General features: G+C 69.7%; 13 protein-coding genes and 1 pseudogene. 6 read left to right on the top strand and 8 right to left on the bottom strand.

Annotation, left to right across the window (positions count from 1 at the left end):
• Positions 1-126: 126 nt before the first annotated feature.
• Positions 127-1,302: a metallophosphoesterase gene (locus AC0699_RS11740; RefSeq protein WP_478658709.1), complete on the bottom strand. Its 1,176-nt coding sequence runs from the start codon at positions 1,300-1,302 to the stop codon at positions 127-129.
• Between the two features lie 318 nt (positions 1,303-1,620).
• The gene (locus AC0699_RS11735) at positions 1,621-2,745 is read right to left on the bottom strand and encodes a LacI family DNA-binding transcriptional regulator (RefSeq protein ID WP_478658707.1); all 1,125 of its coding nucleotides are present in this window, start codon (positions 2,743-2,745) and stop codon (positions 1,621-1,623) included.
• Between the two features lie 401 nt (positions 2,746-3,146).
• On the opposite strand from AC0699_RS11735, the gene hisC reads away from it, so the two are divergent.
• On the top strand, positions 3,147-4,226 hold the full coding sequence (gene hisC / locus AC0699_RS11730) for a histidinol-phosphate transaminase (RefSeq protein ID WP_478658705.1): 1,080 nt from the start codon (positions 3,147-3,149) through the stop codon (positions 4,224-4,226).
• A 67-nt stretch (positions 4,227-4,293) separates the two neighbouring features.
• Here hisC and AC0699_RS11725 read toward each other — a convergent pair whose 3' ends face one another.
• A complete protein-coding gene (locus tag AC0699_RS11725) occupies positions 4,294-4,701 on the bottom strand; it encodes a cyclophilin-like family protein (protein ID WP_478658702.1) in 408 nt (135 codons plus the stop codon).
• Positions 4,702-4,940: 239 nt separating this feature from the next.
• On the opposite strand from AC0699_RS11725, the gene AC0699_RS11720 reads away from it, so the two are divergent.
• From AC0699_RS11720 to AC0699_RS11700, 5 genes are all read left to right on the top strand, one after another.
• Positions 4,941-6,446, top strand: a complete 1,506-nt coding sequence (locus tag AC0699_RS11720) for a cytochrome ubiquinol oxidase subunit I (protein WP_478658700.1) — start codon at positions 4,941-4,943, stop codon at positions 6,444-6,446.
• A 23-nt stretch (positions 6,447-6,469) separates the two neighbouring features.
• Positions 6,470-7,471 carry a cytochrome d ubiquinol oxidase subunit II gene (cydB, locus tag AC0699_RS11715; RefSeq protein ID WP_478658698.1) on the top strand — a complete coding sequence of 334 codons (1,002 nt, stop codon included), beginning with the start codon at positions 6,470-6,472 and terminating at the stop codon, positions 7,469-7,471.
• A gap of 44 nt (positions 7,472-7,515) precedes the next feature.
• Positions 7,516-11,088, top strand: coding sequence for a thiol reductant ABC exporter subunit CydD (cydD, locus tag AC0699_RS11710; protein WP_478658696.1), 3,573 nt, complete (start codon positions 7,516-7,518; stop codon positions 11,086-11,088).
• Between the two features lie 20 nt (positions 11,089-11,108).
• Entirely contained in the window at positions 11,109-11,261 is a 153-nt protein-coding gene (locus tag AC0699_RS11705) for a hypothetical protein (protein ID WP_478658694.1), read from the top strand.
• Between the two features lie 207 nt (positions 11,262-11,468).
• Positions 11,469-12,521: a murein hydrolase activator EnvC family protein gene (locus tag AC0699_RS11700; protein WP_478658692.1), complete on the top strand. Its 1,053-nt coding sequence runs from the start codon at positions 11,469-11,471 to the stop codon at positions 12,519-12,521.
• 98 nt (positions 12,522-12,619) lie between these two features.
• Here the strand turns inward: AC0699_RS11700 and AC0699_RS11695 are convergent, their stop codons facing one another.
• The 5 genes and pseudogenes from AC0699_RS11695 to AC0699_RS11675 all read right to left on the bottom strand — a co-directional run.
• The gene (locus AC0699_RS11695; RefSeq protein ID WP_478658690.1) at positions 12,620-13,474 is read right to left on the bottom strand and encodes a Cof-type HAD-IIB family hydrolase; all 855 of its coding nucleotides are present in this window, start codon (positions 13,472-13,474) and stop codon (positions 12,620-12,622) included.
• Between the two features lie 72 nt (positions 13,475-13,546).
• On the bottom strand, positions 13,547-14,494 hold the full coding sequence (locus AC0699_RS11690) for an LLM class flavin-dependent oxidoreductase (RefSeq protein ID WP_478658688.1): 948 nt from the start codon (positions 14,492-14,494) through the stop codon (positions 13,547-13,549).
• Positions 14,495-14,665: 171 nt separating this feature from the next.
• Complete coding sequence (locus tag AC0699_RS11685; protein WP_478658685.1) at positions 14,666-15,217, bottom strand: RNA 2'-phosphotransferase; 552 nt, start codon at positions 15,215-15,217, stop codon at positions 14,666-14,668.
• Between the two features lie 138 nt (positions 15,218-15,355).
• Positions 15,356-16,297, bottom strand: coding sequence for a MerR family transcriptional regulator (locus AC0699_RS11680; RefSeq protein ID WP_478658683.1), 942 nt, complete (start codon positions 16,295-16,297; stop codon positions 15,356-15,358).
• A gap of 9 nt (positions 16,298-16,306) precedes the next feature.
• Positions 16,307-16,450, bottom strand: a pseudogene (locus tag AC0699_RS11675) (metal-dependent hydrolase); the annotation flags it as partial.
• Between the last annotated feature and the right edge of the window lie 13 nt (positions 16,451-16,463).

Raw genomic sequence — 16,463 nt, 5'->3', positions numbered from 1 at the left:
GTTTGCCCACGTGGGTGGGGCAGTTGGGCGGAAACGGAGGAGAGCCTGCTACGGATAAGCCGATGGTAGAGCGGTTAAGGCACGGGGTGACAGGGGGTTTCCGGAAATCGCCTGCCCCGGATTCGTTCAGTTATGCAGAGGAAGCTGCGCGACGAGCAGCTTTCCGGCCATGGTCACTCCGCCGTCCATGGCGACGGCGAGTCCGTCCGCGTACACGTGCGGGCCCTCGACGACCGGGCCGGAGCTCTCCTCACCGTCCGCCGCGTCCTCCGTGCCGACTACTCCCAGCAGATACGGAATCGGGCTGTGGCCATGGATGATGCGAGTGCCGCCGTAGGCGTCGAGGAGCTCGCGCACGGCCTGCGGGCCGTCGTCGTCACGGAAGGCGAAGCGCTTGGTGAACTTGCGGAAGAGGTCCCAGCATTCGTCGGGGTCGTTCCGGTTGAGGATCTCGTGGACGTTGTCGTTGACGTCCGTGATCGTGGTGCCGTACTCGAGGTAGGCGGTCGTGTCGGAGTGCATCAGCAGATGCCCGTCCTCCTCGACCACCGCGTCCAGTCGGGCCATCCACTGCAGATGGACGTCCTGGAGGCGGTCCATGTCGCTCTTCTGGCCGCCGTTGAGCAGCCAGGCCGCCTGGAAGGTGGCGGTTCCCGCACCGGAGTTGACGGGGGTGTCGGCGAACCGCCGGGCGCCGATGAGCAGCAGTTCGTGATTGCCCATCAGGGCCTTGCAGTAGCCGCCGGCCGCAGCGGCCTCCGCGGAGAGCCGCATGACGAGGTCGATGACGCCGATGCCGTCGGGGCCGCGGTCGGTGAAGTCGCCGAGGAACCACAGCCGGGCGTTCCCGGCGGACCAGTGGCCTTCGGCGTCGATGAGGCCCTGCTCGGCGAGCGCGGCGACGAGTTCGTCGAGATAGCCGTGGACGTCACCGACGACGTAGAGCGGACCGAGCCCATCGGATGCGGGCGCGGGCGCTTCGTCGGGGGTGACGGTCACCTGGACGGTGTCGCCGCGGTTGATCACCGGCAGGTCGCGCTCGGTGGGGGTGTAGCCCTCGGGCGGCTCGTCGTCCGGGAACGCGTTGCCGGGGTGCGGGGGCACCTGGGCGTGGGCCGGGGACGGGGGCTGGGCATGCGGCTGCACCGGGGCCTGTGGGTGCACGGGGGCCTGCGGCTGCACCGGGGCCTGTGGCTGCACGGGGACCTGCGACTGCACGGGAACCTGTGCGTACGGGGGCACGCGGAAGTCACGCAACGTCGCCGTCCGCTCCACGGGTCCCTGACCGGCCCCCTGTGTCATCGACCCCTCCACCACCGTCGTGCCGCCCTGCACCATCGGACCGTCCTGGTCGGGGAGGTCCTCGGTGTCGTGCGCCCATCATAGGAATGCGGATCGTGCTGTGTGACGCACCAGGGGTGCTGAATCCGGGTATACCCCGGGTTCACCGGTTGTTTCGCCCCAATTGGGTTGGTCTAGTCCTGAGTCCTGTCCTGGAGTCTCGTCCTGAGCCTTGGCCTGCGTCCAGTCCTGCGACCGGTCCTGCGTCCGGCCCTGTGTCCGGTCCTGTGTCCGGCCCTGTGTCCGGTCCTGCGTCCGGCCCTGTGTCCGGTCCTGCGTCTAGTCCTGCGTCTCGTCCTGGGAGGGCGACCGCGGGGGGCTGACGGTCGTCCGTGGCGAACGGCGTTGCGACGACGTACGGACGATGAGTTCGGTCGGTATCACCTGCTCGACCGGACGGCCGCCGTCGATTCCCTCGATGGCGTCGATGAGCAGCTGGACGACGGCGGTGCCGATCCGCCGCGGTTTGAGCGAGAGGGTGGTGATGGGCGGTTCGGTGTTGGCGTACACCGTGGACTCGCTGCAGCAGACCAGCAGCAGATCGTCGGGGACGCGCAGCCCGTACCGCCGGGCGGCGGCGAGCAGGTCGGTGCCGTTGGGGTCGAAGAGACCGTAGACGGCGTCGGGCCGGTCGGGCCGGGCGAGCAGCCGGTCGGCGGCGACGGCCCCGGCGCACGGGTCGTGCGCGGGGTACGCCTCGTAGACCGGATCCTGGCCGACGCGCTCGCACCAGTTCAGATACGCGGTGGTGGAGAGCCGGGTGTAGGTGTCGGTGGTGGTGCCGGTGAGCAGGCCGATCCGGCGGGCGCCGGCGGCGGCGAGGTGGTCGAGCAGTGCGAGGACGGCGGCTTCGTGGTCGTTGTCCACCCATGCGGTGACCGGGAGGGTGCCGGCGGGGCGTCCGTCGGAGACGACGGGGAGACCCTGGCGGACCAGCTCGGTGACCACCGGGTCGTGGTCGGAGGGGTCGATGACGACGGTGCCGTCGAGGGCGACGTTCGACCAGACGTCATGGCGTGAGGTGGCGGGGAGGATGACGAGGGCGTAGCCGCGGGCGAGCGCGGCGGAGGTCGCGGCTCTCGCCATCTCCGCGAAGTACGCGAATTCTGTGAAGGTGAAAGGTTCATCCCCGTACGTCGTCACGGTCAGGCCGATGAGTCCCGACTTGCCGGTACGGAGGGTTCGGGCCGCGGCCGACGGGCGGTAGCCCAGCCGGTCGGCGACCTCGCGGACATGGCGGCGGGTGGCGTCCGGGAGCCGGCCCTTTCCGTTCAGTGCGTCTGAGACGGTCGTGATGGAGACACCGGCTGCGGCGGCTACGTCCCGGATGCCCGCCCGGCCTTGCCGGCTGCCCCGGCGTGCTGTCTCCGTCCGGCTCACCTGGTGCTTCCCTGCTGCTGTCATGGCAGGCCGATAGTAGGGCGATGGCAGGCGGTTGGGCCGGTCGCATATGCAGTCGTTGACAGGTACGTTTCTGCATGGTCTGGGATACCCAATTGCCTTTGAAGTTAAGGGAGTTGGCGGATGCGGCGCCGGTCTCGCGGTTATCGGCCGGTATAGGCCTGCCGAATGACCGATGTCTCGAAGAGGTCTCAACTCACCACTACGGGGGATGCGCGCCACGGAGCGAGCTACCGGCGCGCGCCAGGCGGGGAGCGCTCCCCCCTTCCCCGCGGTTGCCGTCCGCTTTCCTCGCGGTTCCCGTCCGCCCATTCGCAGGAGCGGGGAATCCTCATAAGGTGAGCAGTATTGGTGAGCGGTACTGATGTGTACGGCCTGAGGTCGACGGTCGAGGAGGACCTGCGGTGAGCGAGACGAGCCCCAAGCTGCGCGCCGAGCTGGACGGCATCCCCACATACAAGCCCGGCAAGCCCGCTGCGCCAGGCGGTCCGGTCGCATTCAAGCTCTCCTCCAACGAGAACCCGTACCCGCCGCTGCCGGGCGTGATGCAGAGCGCCATCGCCGCGGCCGGCGGCTTCAACCGGTACCCGGACATGGCTTGCACGGGCCTGATGAACGAGCTTGCCGACAGGTTCGGGGTGCCCGTCTCGCATCTGGCGACCGGCACCGGCTCGGTAGGCGTCGCCCAGCAGCTGCTGCAGGCCACGTCGGGGCCGGGCGACGAGGTCATCTACGCGTGGCGGTCCTTCGAGGCGTATCCGATCATCACCCAGATCAGCGGGGCCACGGCGGTGCCGATCCCGCTGACCTCGGGCGATGTGCACGATCTGGACGCGATGGCGGACGCGGTCACCGACCGGACCCGGCTGATCTTCGTCTGCAACCCCAACAACCCCACGGGCACCGTGGTGCACCGGGCGGAGCTGGAACGGTTCCTCGACCGGGTCCCGTCCGATGTCCTGGTGGTGCTGGACGAGGCGTACCGCGAGTTCATCCGGGACGTCGACGTGCCCGACGGCATCGAGATCTACCGGGACCGGCCGAACGTCGCCGTGCTGCGTACCTTCTCGAAGGCGTACGGGCTGGCGGGGCTGCGGGTCGGTTTCGCGATCGCCCATGAGCCGGTGGCCGCCGCGCTGCGCAAGACGGCGGTGCCGTTCGGTGTCAGCCAGCTCGCCCAGGACGCCGCGGTCGCGTCGCTGCGTGCGGAGGACGAACTGCTCGGGCGGGTCGGCTCGTTGGTCGCCGAGCGGACGCGTGTGTACGACGGGCTGGTGAAGCAGGGCTGGACCGTGCCGCGGACACAGGCGAACTTCGTCTGGCTGCGGCTCGGCGAGCGCACGGTCGACTTCGCCATGGCGTGCGAGCGGGCCGGGGTCGTGGTGCGGCCGTTCGCCGGTGAGGGCGTGCGGGTCACGATCGGTGAGTGCGAGGCGAATGACGTGTTCCTGCAGACGGCGGAGGCGTTCCGCAAGGAGCTGTAGCCGCCCGGGCGCCCGGGGTGTCCGGGCGGCTCTCCCGGGGTGCGCCGTGCCCCCGGGGACGCGCGTCTCAGTCCGTCACGGGCTCGACGCGTATCGGGTCGCCGGGCCGTACGGTCGCGAGCACGCGCGGATCGCCGTCGATCCGGCCGAGGATGTTGCACGGGCTCGCGAGGCGGGGCTCGTCGCCCAGAGAGATGGGCGTCGGTCCGTACGGCAGTGCCAGAGCGTCGCCCTCGGTCCAGAACGCGACCGTGCCCGGGTCCACCACCTGGCGGGCGTCGGCCTCGAGGGCGGGGGAGATGTGGCCGGATGCTCCGGGGGTCGTCCCCCGGGAGAACACAGTGAAGTAGACCTCTTCGCCCCAGGTGTGGGCGGTGGAGGAGACCGGGAGAGCCCCCGCGAGCGCCGTGCTCGTGGGGGTTTCTTCGAGGGTCGCCGTGAGCTGTCCGGCGGGCCAGGAGATTCGGATCTTCATTCGACAGATTCAACAATATGTTGAAGTCTTGGGGAAGGGTGACTGTCGGGTAACCGGGGTCGGCGTCGGTGGCCGATAGGGGGACCCCGGTCGATGGTGCGGATTTCGTATGAGCCATAATGCTTGTGAATGTGAACGCGTTCACAAGCAGGTCCTGAATCTACCGGAATCGGTGGGATCAACAGGGCAAACTGCCGTGACCGCGCCGATGTGACCACGCCGACGTAAGGAGAGACGACGTGGACCTAGCTCTGGCGCCAGAGACTTTGGCGCGCTGGCAATTCGGCATCACCACCGTCTACCACTTCCTCTTCGTCCCTCTGACGATCTCGCTGGCCGCCCTGACGGCGGGACTGCAGACGGCATGGGTGCGTACGGAGAAGGAGAAGTACCTCAAGGCAACCAAGTTCTGGGGCAAGCTCTTTCTGATCAACATCGCGATGGGCGTGGTCACCGGCATCGTGCAGGAGTTCCAGTTCGGCATGAACTGGTCCGACTACTCGCGCTTCGTCGGCGACGTGTTCGGAGCCCCGCTCGCCTTCGAGGCGTTGATCGCCTTCTTCTTCGAGTCCACGTTCATCGGGCTGTGGATCTTCGGCTGGGACAAGCTCCCGAAGAAGATCCACCTCGCCTGCATCTGGATGGTCTCCATCGGCACGATCCTCTCCGCGTACTTCATCCTGGCGGCCAACTCCTGGATGCAGCACCCGGTCGGCTACCGGATCAACAAGGAGAACGGGCGGGCGGAGCTCACCGACTTCTGGCTCGTGCTGACCCAGAACACCGCCCTCACGCAGGTCTTCCACACCCTCTCCGCTGCCTTCCTCACGGGCGGCGCGTTCATGGTCGGCATCGCTGCCTTCCACCTCGCGCGCAAGAAGCACATCCCGGTGATGAAGAGCTCGCTGCGGCTGGGGCTGGTCACCGTCGTCATCGCCGGTCTGCTCACCGCGCTCAGCGGCGACTTCCTCGGCAAGGTCATGTTCAAGCAGCAGCCGATGAAGATGGCCGCGGCCGAGGCGCTCTGGGACGGCGAGGGTCCGGCGCCCTTCTCCGTCTTCGCGTACGGCGATGTCGACAAGGGCCACAACAAGGTCGCGATAGAGATCCCCGGTCTGCTGTCCTTCCTGGCCAACGACGACTTCACCTCGTACGTGCCGGGGATCAACGACACCAACAAGGCCGAGCAGGAGAAGTACGGGCCGGGCGACTACCGGCCCAACATCCCCGTCACCTACTGGGGCTTCCGCTGGATGATCGGCTTCGGAATGGCCTCGTTCGCGATCGGCCTGGCCGGGCTCTGGCTGACCCGCAAGAAGTTCATGCTGCCGTCGGCGCTGCGGGTGGGTGAGGACGAAGTGCCGCATGTGGTGCTGTTCAAGAAGCCGCTCGGCCCGAAGCTCACCCGGCTGTACTGGCTGCTCGCCATCTGGACGCTCGGTTTCCCGCTGATCGCCAACTCCTGGGGCTGGATCTTCACCGAGATGGGGCGGCAGCCCTGGGTCGTGTACGGCGTGCTCCGCACCCGTGACGCGGTCTCCCCCGGCGTCTCCCAGGGTGAAGTGCTCACCTCGATGATCGTCTTCACAACGCTCTACGCGGTGCTCGCCGTGATCGAGGTCAAGCTGCTGGTGAAGTACGTCAAGGCCGGGCCTCCCGAGCTCACCGAATCCGACCTCAATCCGCCCACCAAGATCGGCGGCGACGACCGTGACGCCGACCGGCCTATGGCCTTCTCCTACTGAGACCGAGGACTGGGAGCCGAGGCATGGAACTCCACGACGTCTGGTTCGTACTCATCGCCGTCCTCTGGACCGGCTACTTCTTCCTCGAAGGCTTCGACTTCGGGGTCGGCGTTCTGACGAAGCTGCTCGCCCGTGACCGGGTCGAGAAGCGCGTCCTGATCAACACCATCGGTCCTGTATGGGACGGCAACGAGGTGTGGCTGCTGACGGCGGGTGGTGCGACGTTCGCCGCGTTCCCCGAGTGGTACGCCACGCTCTTCTCCGGCTTCTATCTGCCGCTGCTGATCATCCTGGTCTGTCTGATCGTGCGCGGTGTCGCGTTCGAGTACCGGGCGAAGCGGCCTGAGGAGCGGTGGCAGCGCAACTGGGAGGAGGCGATCTTCTGGACCTCGCTGGTGCCGGCGGTGCTGTGGGGTGTGGCCTTCGGGAACATCGTGCGCGGCGTGAAGATCGACGCGGAGATGGAGTACGTCGGCACCTTCGGTGACCTGCTCAATCCGTACGCGATCCTCGGCGGACTGGTGACGCTGTTCCTGTTCACCTTCCACGGGACGGTGTTCGCAGCGCTGAAGACCGTCGGGGACATCCGCGGCCGGGCGCGGAAGCTGGCGCTGACGCTGGGGCTGATCACCGCTGTGCTGGCACTCGGCTTCCTGAGCTGGACCCAGGCGGAGAAGGGTGACGGGACCAGCCTGGTCGCGATGATCGTCGCCGTGGTGGCACTCGTCGGCGCGATCGTGGCGAACCAGGTGGGGCGCGAAGGGTGGTCGTTCGCACTGTCGGGCGTCACGATCGTGGCCGTGGTCGCGATGCTCTTCCTGACGCTCTTCCCCAACGTCATGCCGTCGTCGCTCCATGAGGAGTGGAGCCTGACCGTGACGAATGCCTCGTCCAGCCCGTACACGCTGAAGATCATGACGTGGTGTGCGGCGATCGCCACACCCGTGGTGCTCCTGTACCAGGGGTGGACGTACTGGGTGTTCCGGAAGCGGATCGGAACGCAGCACATCGCCGACTCGCACTGAGTTCCGCAGGGACCGCCGAGTCCCCTGACTGAGGGATGTTTCACGTGAAACCCGTCGACCCGCGTCTGCTTCGGTACGCCAGGGCCACACGCCTCTTCATGGCGGCCGTGGTGGCCCTTGGTCTTGCCGGGGCGGCGCTGGTCGTCGCCCAGGCGATGCTCATTGCCGAGGTCGTCGTGGGGGCGTTCCAGCGAGGACTGGACGCCTCCGAGCTGTGGACTCCGCTGATGCTGCTGGCGGCGGTCGCGGCCGGTCGGGGGCTGGTGGCCTGGCTGACCGAACTGGCGGCGTACCGGGCGAGTGCGGCGGTCAAGTCCGAGCTGCGGATGCGGCTGCTGGACCGGGCTGCGTGGCTGGGCCCGGGATGGCTGAGCGGACAGCGGAGCGGTTCACTGGCCGCCCTGGCCACGCGAGGCGTGGACGCACTCGACGACTACTTCGCCCGGTATCTGCCGCAGCTCGGACTTGCGGTTGTGGTCCCGGTGGCGGTCCTCTCGCGGATCGTGACCGAGGACTGGGTGTCGGCGGCGGTCATCGTGGTGACCCTGCCGCTGATTCCGGTCTTCATGGTGCTGATCGGCTGGGCCACCGAGGCCCGGATGGACCGTCAGTGGAAGCTGCTGTCACGGCTGTCGGGGCACTTTCTGGATGTGGTCGCGGGGTTGCCGACGCTCAAGGTCTTCGGGCGGGCGAAGGCGCAGGCCGAGTCGATCCGGACGATCACGTCGGAGTACCGGCGCGCGACGCTGAAGACGATGCGGATCGCGTTTCTCTCGTCGTTCGCGCTGGAGTTGCTGTCGACGCTGTCGGTGGCGCTGGTGGCGGTCGGCATCGGGACGCGGCTCGTCCACGGCGAACTTGATCTCTACACCGGCCTCGTGGTGCTGATCCTCGCGCCCGAGGCGTATCTGCCGATCCGGCAGGTCGGGGCGCAGTATCACGCGGCGGCGGAGGGGCTCGCGGCGGCTGAGGAGATCTTCGCGGTACTGGAGGCGCCGGTCCGCACGGGCGGCACGGCGGCGGTGCCGGGCGCGCGTGGAATCCGGCTGGAGCTGGAGTCCGTGACCGTACGGCATGAGGGGCGGTCCGAGCCCTCGCTGGACGCGGCGTCTCTCGTGGTGGAGAACGGTGAGACCGTCGCGCTGGTCGGGCCGAGCGGGGTCGGGAAGTCGACGCTGCTGGATGTGGTGCTGGGGTTCGCGCCGCCGGACGAGGGGGCCGTGCGGATCGGGAGCGCCGGTGAGGCCCCGGTGGACCTGGCCTCTGTGGACCTTGAGGCATGGCGCCGGCACATTGCCTGGGTGCCGCAGCGGCCCTGTCTCTTCGCCGGAACGGTCGCGGAGAATGTGCGGCTCGCCCGCCCGAACGCGGATGACGCGCACGTCGCGGCGGCGCTGCGGGACGCGGGGGCGTACGACTTCGTGGCCGGGCTGCCGCAGGGGATGGACACGGTCCTGGGCGAGGACGGCGAGGGCTTGTCCGCCGGGCAGCGCCAACGGCTTGCGCTCGCCCGGGCCTTCCTCGCGGACCGGCCGCTTCTTCTGCTCGACGAGCCCACGGCCGCGCTGGACGGTGAGACCGAGGCGGGCATCGTGGACGCGGTGCGGCGGCTGGCGCGGGGGCGGACGGTGCTGCTGGTCGTCCACCGGCCGGCGCTGCTGTCACTGGCGGACCGGGTGGTGGAGCTCCGGCCTGCCGTCGAGGGGGGAACCCCAGGTTCTCCCAGCCCTTCCGGGGGGCCGCAGCCGTCTGCGCCGAGCGGTCCGCAGGTCGCACCTGCGGGGGCCGGCGCGGGTACGGGCCCGAGTGCCGCCGCACTGAGGCATGCGGGCGAGGGCACTCGCCTCGGGGCGCTGGCGCGGGTGCGGGCGATGGCGGGATCGTTGCGGGGGCAGCTCGTTGTGGGGCTGGTGCTCGGGAGCTTGGCGCTCGGGTCGGCCGTGGGGCTCATGGCGGTTTCCGGGTGGCTCATTTCGCGGGCGTCGGAGCAGCCGCCGGTGCTGTACCTGATGGTGGCCGTGACGGCGACACGGGCCTTCGGGATCGGGCGGGCCGTGTTCCGGTATGCCGAGCGGCTGGTGTCGCACGACGCCGTTCTGCGGATGCTCGCCGATCTGCGGGTCGGCGTGTACCGGCGGCTGGAGCGGATCGCGCCGGCCGGGCTGCGCCGTACCCGCCGGGGTGACCTGCTGTCGCGGCTCGTCGCGGATGTCGACGCACTCCAGGACTACTGGCTGCGATGGCTGCTGCCCGCGGGGGCCGCGGTCCTCGTCGGGGCAGGTTCGGTCGGGTTCACTGCCTGGCTCCTGCCGGAGGCCGGTGCGGTACTGACCGTGGGCCTGCTCGTCGCCGGGGTGGCCGTGCCGATGGTCAGCTGGGCGTGCGCGCGGAATGCCGAGCGGCGGCTCGCCCCCGCCCGCGGTGTGCTCGCCACCCGGGTCGTCGATCTGCTCCGCGGTACGGCCGAGCTGACCGTCGCCGGGGCGCTGAAGGACCGGATGGCCGCGGTACGGAAGGCCGATCACGGACTCACCCGGATCGCGTCGCGCGCAGCGACCGCCACCGCGCTCGGCGGTGGGCTGTCCGCCGTGGCCTGTGGACTGACCGTCGCGTTCGCCGCGTACGCGGGCGTCATGGCCGTGCACGCGGGCCGGATCGAGGGTGTCGAGCTCGCCGTCGTCGTCCTGACGCCGCTCGCCGCGTTCGAGGCGGTCACCGGGCTTCCGCTCGCCGTGCAGTACCGGCAGCGGGTGAAGCGGAGCGCCGAGCGGGTCTTCGAGGTGATCGACGCTCCCGCGCCGGTGCACGAGCCTTCGGCGCCGGCCCCGGCGCCCGCGTCCGCGTTCCCGCTGGAGGTCCGTGGGCTCGCGGCCCGCCACGCGGGCCAGGAGCGGGACGCGCTCACCGGGTTCGATCTGACGCTCACGGCGGGCCGGCGGATCGCGGTGGTCGGCGCCTCCGGTTCGGGCAAGACCACTCTTGCCCAGGTGCTGTTGCGCTTCCTGGACGCGCGGGCAGGGACGTACACGATCGGTGGAGTGGACGCGGCGGCGCTGGACGGGGACACCGTGCGGCAGTTCGTCGGGCTCTGCGCACAGGACGCCCACCTCTTCGACAGCTCCATCCGCGAGAACCTGCGGCTCGCCCGTACCGGAGCGTCCGAGGACGAACTGCGTGCAGCGCTCGCCGCCGCCCGGCTGCTGGAGTGGGCCGACGGACTGCAGTACGGCCTCGACACCCATGTCGGCGAGCACGGCGCCCAGCTCTCCGGGGGCCAGCGCCAGCGCCTCGCCCTGGCCCGTGCGCTCCTTGCCGAGTTCCCCGTACTGCTGCTCGACGAGCCGGCCGAGCACCTCGACCAGGCGACGGCGGATGCGCTCACCGCGGATCTGCTGACCGCCACCGAAGGACGTACGACGGTGCTGATCACCCACCGGCTCCGGGGCCTCGAAGCGGTCGACGAGGTGCTGGTGCTGGACGACGGCCGGACGGTGCAGCGCGGCCCCTACGCCGAGCTTGCGGAGGCGGAGGGCCCGCTGCGCCGCATGCTGGAGCGCGAGCGGGCCGCTGATCTCCTGGGAAGCCGGCTCAAGGAGCTGACTTTCCACGCCACATAGGAATTACTGCTCTCGGGGGCATGACAGCGCCCGAAGCGAAGGATCCCGCGGGCTCCGTCGGAGATCCTGAGGATCCGAAGGACCGCCTCGAAGCCGCCACACAGGCGACCCGAAGCCTCGAGGGCTTGTCCACCGAGCTCACCGTGATCCGGGAAGCCCCGCTCCAGCCGTAGGCTGCCCCGCCCGCAGCGCCCGCCGGGAATCTGATGCGGAGTCGGGGATCTGATGCGGGATCTGATGAACGTCGCGGATCTGACGCCGCGTCGGACCCCGCCTCTTCCGGGCAGAGGCCTCCGCCCCTCCGGGCAGACTGGGCCGGATGGCGGCATGAAAACGGCGAAATGTAGCACACCGGACATATCCGATGTGACGATCCGAGCATGCGACACGAACAAAACCACTTCCAGCGGAGCCTGTTCATGCCGTTGCTGTGCGTGCTGCTGGCCTCCTTCACTCTGCTGCCCGCGTCGCCGGCCATAGCGAGCGACGGGCCGAGCGTCAGCGCCCAGGTGGCCCGGCTGTACCAGGAGGCGGCGCAGGCCACCCAGGCGTACGAGCAGGGGCGGCGCGCCGCGGACGCCGAGCGGGTACGAGTCGACCAGCTCGAGGAGGAGTTGGCGGACGTGCGGTACGAGCTCGAGGCGATCCGCGACGAGATCGGTGTGGTGGCTCGTGCCCAGTACCGCAGTGGCGGTTCGCTCCCCCTCTCCGTTCAGCTGCTGCTCGCCGACGACCCGGACGCGATGCTGAGTGGGGGTCAGGTCGCCCGGAAGGCCGAGATGGCCGTGAACCAGCTGATGGGCGAGGCGGAGAAGGCCGAGCGCCGGACCGCCGCGATGGAGGAGAAGGCCCGCGAGGCCTGGGAGCGCCTGGATGCGCGCACCGCGGAGTTGGCGCGGATCAAGCGGGGCGTCGAGACCAAGCTGGAGTCGGCGCAGTGGACGCTGCAGGCGCAGGCGAACCGCAGTGCGGCCGCCGGGCAGTGTGCGGGCGCGGTCCGGCTCAGCCAGCCGGAACCACCGCATGGGTCGGCCTGGGTGGCGCCGGTCGAGCACTACACACTGTCGGCCGGTTTCAACAGCTCGGGCACGCACTGGGCGAGCAGGCACACGGGGCAGGACTTCGCCGTCGGCATCGGCACACCGGTGCGGTCGGTCGGCGAGGGACGGGTGGTCTCCGTCTCCTGCGGCGGTGGCTTCGGGATGCAGGTCGTCGTCCAGCACCTCGACGGCTGGTACACGCAGTATGCGCACCTCGCCGCGGTCACGGTCGACCAGGGGGACTGGGTCGGTACCGGCGAGTGGGTCGGTCAGACCGGCACCACCGGCAACTCGACCGGACCGCACCTGCACTTCGAGGCGCGACTCACTCCGTATCTGGGGTCGGGGGTGGACCCGGTGGGCTGGCTGAGGGAGCGCGGTGTCTGGCTGTAGCCGTGGGTGGTGGGCCGTGGCCAGCGGGCCGTGGGCCTGGGGCCGGCGCCGTCGGGCCCGGCCCGCCAGGCCCTTGGACCTGATCCACCGGACAGGACCTAGGCCCGGCGCGCGGCCAGGATCTGCTCGATGACGACCGCTACGCCGTCCTCGTTGTTCGCGACGGTCCGGCCGGACGCGGCGGCGATGACGTCCGGGTGGGCGTTGCCCATCGCGTACGACGTGCCTGACCAGGTCAGCATTTCCACATCGTTGGGCATGTCCCCGAACGCGACGACCTCGTCCGCAGAGATTCCGCGCTCGGCACAGCACAGGGCGAGCGTGGAGGCCTTGGAGACGCCGAGACCGCTGACCTCCAGCAGCGCGCTCGGGCTGGAGCGGGTGATTGTCGCGACTTCGCCGGCGGCCGTGCGGGCCAGCGTGAGGAAACCGTCGGGGGTCAGTTCCGCGTGGTGGGCGAGCAGCTTGAGCACCGGAGCGCCGGAACCCGGCTCTTCCTCGTGAAGCAGCTTCTCGGCGGTGGCGACGGTGGCGCCCGGGTCGAGATGGAACGGCGGGTAGGCCGGCTCGTAGTGGATGCCCGTGGCGGTCTCGACCGCGAACGACGTGCCGGGTGCCGCCTCCCGCAGCCTTTCTACGACATCGAGCGCGGTCCCGCGCTCCAGCGGGCGGACCTCCAGCAGCTCCCCGCCGGCGTGCAGATCGACGACCGCCGCCCCGTTGGCGCAGATCGCCAGGCCGTGGCCGTGGACATGATCGCTGACGACGTCCATCCAGCGGGCCGGGCGGCCGGTGACGAAGAAGACCTCGATCCCTGCCTCCTCGGCGGCGGCGAGCGCCGCGACGGTGCGGTCGGAGACCGACTTGTCGTCGCGCAGCAGGGTGCCGTCGAGGTCGGTGGCGATCAGCCGGACATTGGCGGGGAGCGGCAGAGGATCGTTAGCTGAGGTCACGCACGCATTCTTCCGTACCAGGCGCACGGCCGTGCGGGCGGGCGCACATTTGAGTACCGACCACCCGGCCGCTCAGCGCAGCTGTGCCAGGCCCTCCGTCGCGATCTGCTCGAAGACCTTCTCGTCGGCTGCGAAGACCGAGTCGGCGATGGGCCAGTGGATGACGATCTCGGTGAAGCCGAGATCGACGTGCCGGCCGGCGAAGTCGACGAACGCGTCCACGGACTCCAGCGGGCGGCCCAGCCGGGGGGCGGCGGTGGCCGGGTTGAAGTCGGGGGTGAATCCGGTGAGCAGGATCTTGTCGAGTTCCGCCGCATCCCGGCCGGCGTCAGCGCAGGCCTTGCCCAGCTTCGTGAACTGCCCGGCGATGGCCTCGACCGACTGCTCAGGGGTGCCCGCCTCGTACAGCTTCGGGTCGCCCGTCGTCACCCAAGCCTGTCCGTACCGGGCGGCGAGCTTCAGCCCGCGAGGGCCGGTGGCGGCGACGGCGAAGGGGAGCCGGGGCCGCTGGACGCAGCCGGGCACGTTCCGCGCCTCGGTCGCCGAGTAGAAGGTGCCCTCGTACGTCGTCCCGGCCGGCTCGCGCAGCAGCTTGTCCAGCAGGGGTACGAACTCGCCGAAGCGGTCCGCGCGCTCGCGCGGGGTCCAGGGCTCCTCGTCGCTCTTCAGCAGCGTGTTCGCGTCGAAGCCGTTGCCGCCCGCGCCGATGCCGAGGGTGATCCGGCCGTCGGAGATGTCGTCGAGGGTGATCAGTTCCTTGGCGAGGGTGACCGGGTGCCGGAAGTTCGGCGAGGTCACCAGGGTGCCCAGACGCAGCCTGTCGGTGGCCGCGGCGGCGGCCGTCAGGGTGGGCACGGCTCCGAACCACGGACCGTCGCGGAAGGTCCGCCAGGCCAGGTGGTCGTAGGTGTAGGCGGCGTGGAAACCAAGCTCCTCGGCGCGCTGCCAGAGTGCCCGGCCCCTCTCGTTCCAGCGGTGCACAGGAAGGATCACGGTGCTCAGGCGCAGAGGAGACGTCATGCCCTCCAGCGTACGGTGGTCCTGTCACCGGCCTCGCCGCTGTGCGCATCAGCCGGGGTATGTGCAGGTCAGCCGTGGTGTGCCGTGGTCGTCCGCTGAATCCGGGGATCAGGCGGGGGCGGCCGGGGGGCGGGGCAGGGTCAGTCGGGGTCAGCCGAGGTCAGTCGGGGATCAGCCGGGATCAGTCGGGAAGCGCAGGAACGCCGGCGGGACCGCGTCCGTGAGCCAGACGCCATTGGCGCTGACATGGAACACATGGCCCGCACGGTGCATCGCTCCCGCGTCCACGGAGAGGACGACGGGACGGCCGCGGCGTGCGCCGACGCGGGTCGCGGTCTCCCGGTCGGGCGAGAGGTGGACATGGTGGCGGGCCATCGGGCGCAGTCCTTCGGCACGGATCGCGTCCAGGCTGCGGGCGACGGTGCCGTGGTAGAGATACGCGGGCGGCTCGGCGGGCGGCAGGTCCAGGTCGACTTCGACGGTGTGGCCCTGGTTGGCGCGGATCCGCGGGCCGTCGATCGTGAAGCGCCGCTTGTCGTTGACGGCGACGACGTGGTCCAGCTCGGCCCGGGTGAACCGGAAGCCGTGCGCGGCCGCGGCCCGCATCAGCTCGCCGATCTCGACCCAGCCGTTCGCGTCCAGAGTGAGTCCGATCTGCTCCGGCTGATGACGCAGATGTCTCGACAGGTACTTCGACACCTTGACGGTGCGCTGTTCGTCCATGCCGTCAGAGTCCCGTGGAAGGTCGGTGTGCCGCCACGTGATTTTCATCCGGACGACAGTGATCGAAATGTTTGTTCCACAACCAAGTGCGGTTATCCACAAGGGAATTGGCGTCTCTGTGGACAACGGCCAGGCAATTTACTTCTTTTGATCAACTTCACCTTGTTCTGGATGAATTGCGGTAAGTGCGTCCAATGTCCGTGCATGAACCTCCCGTTCGGTCGCGGCCGTGATGAACGCTGCGGCGTTCTCCGGGCCGACCAGCCGCTGTACAGCCCGGATTGTCCCGGCGGGCAGTGCCACTGATCGGGCTTCGGTGCCCTGTGGCACCGGACCTTCCGCGCTCAGGTGGTGCTGAAGGTGCCGGGTCGCGAACAGCCGCATCGCCCGGGCCAGTTCGGCATCGACCGTCTGCTGTGCGAGCGGCCTCAGCCGGCGCACCATCGCCGCAGCCTCCGCCGCGTCCACCTCCGTCGGCGGCCGATGCCCGAGATAGCGGGCGAAGACATGCTCGGTGGTGAACTCCAGGAAACGAGAGGCGATGTGCTCCACCTGGCCTCGAAGTTCCCTCAGATGGCCGGAGATTGCGAGCAGTGGCACGCCCGCCGCGTACAACTCGGCGGCCACGGCAAGCTCCTGGGGGCTCGGAACGAGGAACTCGTCGTCCCGGCCGGGGATGCGCTCCAGTACTCCGAGCTCCACCGCCTCGGCGATGGCGTCCTCGTCGGGCTTCCCCCCGAAGGTCTCGTCCAGGTCCGCGCGACTGATCCTGTCCGCCTCCTCGTCCGTCCACGGACCCTGGACCTCGGCGACCAGACCGAGCACCCCGCCGAGCCCTCGCCCCGCGTCCCAGGCCTCCAGCAGTTCCTTGATCGAGGCCAGTGTGTACCCCCGGTCGAGGAGATCGGCGATCTGCCGCAGCCGGGCGAGGTGCGAGACCCCGTACACATTGGCCCGGCCGCGCCGTTCCGGCTTGGGCAGCAGTCCGCGGTCCTGGTAGGCACGGATCGTCCGGACCGTGGCGCCGCTGTGATGCGCGAGGTCCTCGATCCGGTACTCGACTGCCTGATCCCCGGACACGATCACTCCCTACTGCCCGATGGCGGCGCGGCCCACCGCCCCCGCCGCCGCACGGGCCACCGGCGATGTCGCGAAATACCCGACGGCCCTGCGGAGCGAGCCCTCCTGCGAGGGATGGTACGACCGCCGGAAGCAGCGGGGTATCGCGGCGCCGAACGACACCCTG

This window comes from Streptomyces sp. NPDC043870 (genome assembly GCF_056435785.1).
Note: the sequence above shows the minus strand (reverse complement) of the source record. Positions and strands in the feature narration are given on the sequence as shown.